Below are 4,783 nucleotides of genomic sequence, written 5' to 3' on the forward strand. Positions count from 1 at the left end.
GATGGTTTTTACTTCGCCCCTGATCCCTCCAGCCAGGTGGCCTGCAGCGTTGGCGGCAATGTGGCAGAAAATTCAGGCGGGGTGCACTGCCTTAAATACGGCGTTACCAGTAACCATGTTTTGGAGCTTGAGGTGGTGCTGCCTGATGGCACCATCACCACCCTGGGTGGGCCGTTAGCGGAAATGCCTGGGCTTGATCTGCGCGGTGTGTTTATCGGTAGTGAAGGCACCTTGGGGATCGCCACCGCAATTACTTTGCGCTTGTTGCGCCAGCCGGAAGCGGTGGCTGTTCTATTGGCTGATTTCTGCTCGATGGAAGCAGCAGGGGAAGCGGTGCGGGCTGTTACGGCTGCCGGTGTGCTGCCGGCGGGTATGGAAATCATGGATAACCTCACGATTCGCGCTGTGGATCTGATGCTCGATCAGGAGCTTTATCCGGTGGATGCCGCTGCAGCCTTATTGATCGAACTCGATGGCAGTAGCCGCGAGGTGGAGATGAGCATGGATTTATGCAGTGAGCTCTGCCTTCAGGCCGGTGCCCGCTCTGTGCAACGAGCTACTTCTGCGCAGGATCGCGCGCGCCTGTGGCTTGGCCGTAAAAGTGCAATTTCAGCTTTGGGTCGTTTATATCCCAACTATTACCTTCAAGATGGTGTTGTGCCCCGCAGCGCTTTACCAAAAGTGCTTGCCGCGATTGATCTACTTAGCAAGCAATATAAATTGCCCGTAGCAAATGTATTTCATGCCGGTGATGGTAATTTGCATCCATTAATTCTTTATAATCAAGCAGAGCTAGATGTGAAAGGAAAGGTGAAAGATTTGGCCGCCGCAATTCTGCGGCTTTGCGTTGATGCAGGCGGCAGTATTAGCGGTGAACATGGAATTGGCAGCGATAAACGCTGTTTTCTTGATTGGATGTTTAATCCAGCTGATCTTGAAACAATGCAGCTCGTGCGCAAGGCATTTGATCCAGAGCAGCGGGCCAACCCAGGTAAATTATTTCCCACTCCAGCGGGTTGCGCTGAATCCAGCCGCAGGCTGCAACATCTTGATCTACCTGCGGATGTGGTGGTGATTTAATCATCATTCTCTTCTGCTACTTCATCAAATAAATCAAGGCTTATAGGTGCATGATCGCTCGGTTTTAGCTCGCCCCTTTCAGCTTTATGGATCATGCTACTCAATGCTCTTTGCTGCAGTTCTTCATCTATATAAATATGATCTATACGCCAACCCTGATCTCGATCCCAGGCCCCAGAGCGGTAATCCCACCAGCTCCAATGGCCACCTTCAGGTTCAAATAAGCGAAAAGCATCTTGTAAATCATTGCCGATGCATCCCCGCAACGCCTCCCGCTCCGGAAGCGATGCCATTATCCCACCATTATTACGGCCTGGATTGGCAAGATCGATATCTTCTAAGGCAATATTGAAATCTCCCAACATACAAAATGCTTCCCCTTGTTGTCTTTGCACATTCAGATAACGGTTTAAACAATTGAGCCAGGCTAATTTATATTTGTATTTATCAGATTTCAAATCAGAGCCATTTGGCACATATAGATTCAGCACCCTCACCCCAGCAACTGAAGCACTAATCACTCTTTTTTGTTCCCCTAATTCCTTTGCCGTTTGATCACTAGGTAAAAGTGCTTCAAAGCCAATTCGCACGTCTTCAAGGGGGAGCCGGCTCAATAGCGCAACGCCGTTATAACTTTTTTGACCGCTAATGGCTGCAGTATAGCCGGCTTTCTCAAGGAATTCATGGGGAAACATGGCATCTTCCACCTTTGTTTCCTGTAATCCCAATACATCTGGTTGCGCCATTTGCAGCCAGCGCTGCAGATGGGTTTCTCTACTGCGGATTGAATTTACGTTCCAGCTGGCGATACGCACGGAAAAAGCCCTTTAAACTTATGTCACTTAATAGCTGATCGATGGCAAATCAAGTTTTTTGCATATTGCGCCTTTCACTACCAGCTGCACTTTTTGCCTTGCTGGCTTCAAATTCAGCTTTCGCAAATCCGAAAAACGAAAGTATCCAAGAGCAAAACCTCTACAACTACGGCACCACAAAACCGAGTAACTCACTTCTGGATGTAACTAATCCCATGGAATTAATGAATCGTTTGCGTAATTCCAGCTCTATGGACAGCGCCACCTCACCTAGAGATGCAGTGGATGAGGCCTTGCGTCAGTTGGATAATCCGGCTGCACCCGCTCGCAAAGTGTTGCCCGTGGGGCCCTGAGCCGCTTTTTGTAGATTTTTCATAGACCAGCCAGCTGCCACTTGATCGAGCACTAGCTGTGATTTTTCAGGCATGAGTTGCCGCGCTTCCCTTAGCAACGCAACGGCTGCCTCCCCCTGCCCCGCCACCTGTTTCTGTAGGGCCAATGCCAACAGTGGGCGGGGATCCTCCGGGTAGCGATTGATCAAGTTGCGGTAGGTGTTTTCAGCGCTTTGTTTTTGCTGCCGCCGCTGTTGCAGATCAGCAAGCAAAAGGCCAAGAGTTAATTCCTCTGGTTTCCCTTTTGCGGCCACTGCTGCTTTATTTAACTGAGCTTCTACTTTTGACCCCTTACCTTGATTTAGCTGTAGCTGGGTTAGTTGCTGCCAAGCCTCTACCTGTAGTGGTTGCACATTGAGCACCTGGCGGATTTCCCTTTCAGCGCCGCCTTGATCCTTTTGTTGCCTGCGTAAATCCGCCAACATCAACCGTAGTTTCCATTGTTCAGGCCGTTGATCACTTAGCGGCTCCAGTAGCGAAATCGCTCCATTTTGATCGCCTAACGCAAGCCTTAATTTCAGTAATTGCAATTGCTCTTCTGCTGTTGCTTCCCCTTTTGCCAGTTTTGTTTCTAGGGGCGCTCGGCGCCGCTGCAGGGCAGCTTGGGGCGCTTCTGCTGGCGCCAAGCCAAAACCGGAGCGCCCTAGCCACCAGCCGCCAAATCCAGCCACGCAAATAGCTGCTAACGCCGCAACGGTTTTTTTAAGCAAGAAAAAGTCTTGTATTTAATTCAGTAAACCGTCTAGGTGGAACGGTGTCAGGGGCATCGCTAGATTTCAATGTGATTCAACGCGGTTCTGCCTTTCTGATGCGTCAGCACCCGATTCCTCCAGTTACCGAGCCGCTGCAGTTCCGGGCGATCGGGATCGTGAGGGGCACCTATTGCCCAATCGAGCCCGCCATCGTTACCCGCGGCAACCTGGTTGGAGCAGATGGTTCTTCTATTGATGCGGTGCTGCTTGGGCGCGTATTGAGTTTGGTGAAACGGCACCTCAATCTTGATGATGAGCACCTCTGGGTTGTTTATCCCCGCAGCCGAGACGATCAAAAATTGCACCTGCAGGTGGTGGGGGTATGGGAACCTCGCACCTTGGCAAGCGATGATCCCGATCTCCCTGATCACCTGCCAGAGGGGGATGGATTTTTTTCTGTGCGGGGTGAATTGATTTTCACCAAGCCAGAAAGCGGCGATGTGGTGATAAAAATTCGTCAGTTGCCCCGCGCTGATGGCAGCCGCCCCCAGCCCTTCAAATTGCAACTCAAGGGCAACATTTCAATGGAGCATTTGCGCCATTTCCTCGATCTACGCGTTCGCTTGCAGGGGGAATTACTACAAATTGAACATTGGGAGGTGATTGCGCCAATGCCCCAACGCAGCGATCGCCGTGGCGGAGCGTCTAAAAAGCCAAAACGCCATTAGGTGCCATTAATGAATACCAATAATTGGGCTTATTTAGATGCCCCCACTGGTGTGGCTGGCGACATGCTGTTGGCAGCTTTATTTGATCAAGGGCTTCCAGAAGAAGTGGTTTTAGAGCCCCTGAAATCCTTTGGCCTTGGCGCTGCTTTTCGTTTGCAGATTTGCAAGAGCAGCAGTGCTGGTATGCGAGGTACCAGGCTCAATGTGGAACTGCTCGAAGCTTCTCCGCCCCATCGGCTATGGCGTGATTTAAGGCCCCAGCTGGAGGCAGCCCCTTGGCCAGATCAATTGCGTGCCAGGGTGTTAGCGGTTTTTGGCCTGCTGGCTCAAGCTGAGGGTTGGGTGCATGGCCTCCCCCCGGAAAAGGTGCATTTCCATGAGGTTGGGGCCATAGATGCCTTAGTTGATGTGGTGGGCGTATGTGCTGGGTTATTGCATTTCAAGGTGGATCATCTTTTTGCCAGCGCCCCTCCCGCTGGCCATGGTGAGGTAATCAGCGCCCATGGCCCCTTACCAGTGCCGGTGCCAGCTGTGCTTGAGATCGCAAAGCAGAGGCAGATTCCCCTTGCAAGCAGTGCTGGTTTTCCAGCTGGTGAACTCACAACACCTACCGGCATTGCCCTAATGAGTGTTTGGGTGGAGCAATTTTGTGCTCCCCCCGCCCACATACCTGGCAGTGTTGGCATCGGCTTGGGGCAACGCACTCTCGATCGCCCCAATCTTCTGCGGCTTTGGCAGCCTTTAAAGCAAGATTTATCAAGTCAAGATTCAATAAATCAGCCGGAGGCTGCTTCTGAAACGCTGTTGGTGCAGCAGTGCCAAGTAGATGATATGGATGGAGAATCGATCGCTTTTTTGCAAGAGCAGTTGCGAGATGCAGGTGCTTTAGAGGTTTTTAGCCAATCGATTCAAATGAAGAAGGGGCGCCCAGGGGTATTAATTACTTGCCTGGCCCGGCCTGATCTCGCTAAGGAGTTGCGAGCAATTTGGTGGCAACACTGCAGCAGCCTTGGCCTACGTGAAAGATTGGAACCCCGTTGGGTATTAAGCCGTGAAAGCGTTTGCCTCGATAGCCC

The 4,783-nt window shown here is 51.3% G+C and carries 6 protein-coding genes; 4 read left to right on the top strand and 2 right to left on the bottom strand.

Features of this window, described 5'->3' with window-relative positions; all coding sequences use genetic code 11:
- Nucleotides 1-1,080, top strand: a 1,080-nt coding sequence (locus AC2JC8_RS03475; protein WP_484594209.1) for an FAD-linked oxidase C-terminal domain-containing protein, incomplete at its 5' end; no start/stop codon positions are given.
- Here the strand turns inward: AC2JC8_RS03475 and xth are convergent.
- Complete coding sequence (gene xth, locus AC2JC8_RS03480; RefSeq protein ID WP_484401750.1) at nucleotides 1,077-1,895, bottom strand: exodeoxyribonuclease III; 819 nt, start codon at nucleotides 1,893-1,895, stop codon at nucleotides 1,077-1,079. The genes AC2JC8_RS03475 and xth overlap by 4 nt on opposite strands.
- Nucleotides 1,896-1,936: 41 nt before the next feature.
- On the opposite strand from xth, the gene AC2JC8_RS03485 reads away from it, so the two are divergent.
- Nucleotides 1,937-2,248, top strand: coding sequence for a hypothetical protein (locus AC2JC8_RS03485; RefSeq protein ID WP_484594210.1), 312 nt, complete (start codon nucleotides 1,937-1,939; stop codon nucleotides 2,246-2,248).
- Here AC2JC8_RS03485 and AC2JC8_RS03490 read toward each other — a convergent pair.
- Nucleotides 2,194-2,997: a tetratricopeptide repeat protein gene (locus AC2JC8_RS03490; RefSeq protein ID WP_484401753.1), complete on the bottom strand. Its 804-nt coding sequence runs from the start codon at nucleotides 2,995-2,997 to the stop codon at nucleotides 2,194-2,196. The genes AC2JC8_RS03485 and AC2JC8_RS03490 overlap by 55 nt on opposite strands.
- 98 nt (nucleotides 2,998-3,095) lie before the next feature.
- Here AC2JC8_RS03490 and AC2JC8_RS03495 point away from each other — a divergent pair, with 98 nt between their 5' ends.
- Nucleotides 3,096-3,707 carry a hypothetical protein gene (locus AC2JC8_RS03495; protein WP_484401754.1) on the top strand — a complete coding sequence of 204 codons (612 nt, stop codon included), beginning with the start codon at nucleotides 3,096-3,098 and terminating at the stop codon, nucleotides 3,705-3,707.
- A 9-nt stretch (nucleotides 3,708-3,716) separates the two neighbouring features.
- The coding region (larC, locus tag AC2JC8_RS03500; protein ID WP_484594211.1) for a nickel pincer cofactor biosynthesis protein LarC at nucleotides 3,717-4,783 on the top strand (1,067 nt) is incomplete at its 3' end.

This window comes from Synechococcus sp., assembly GCF_982614295.1.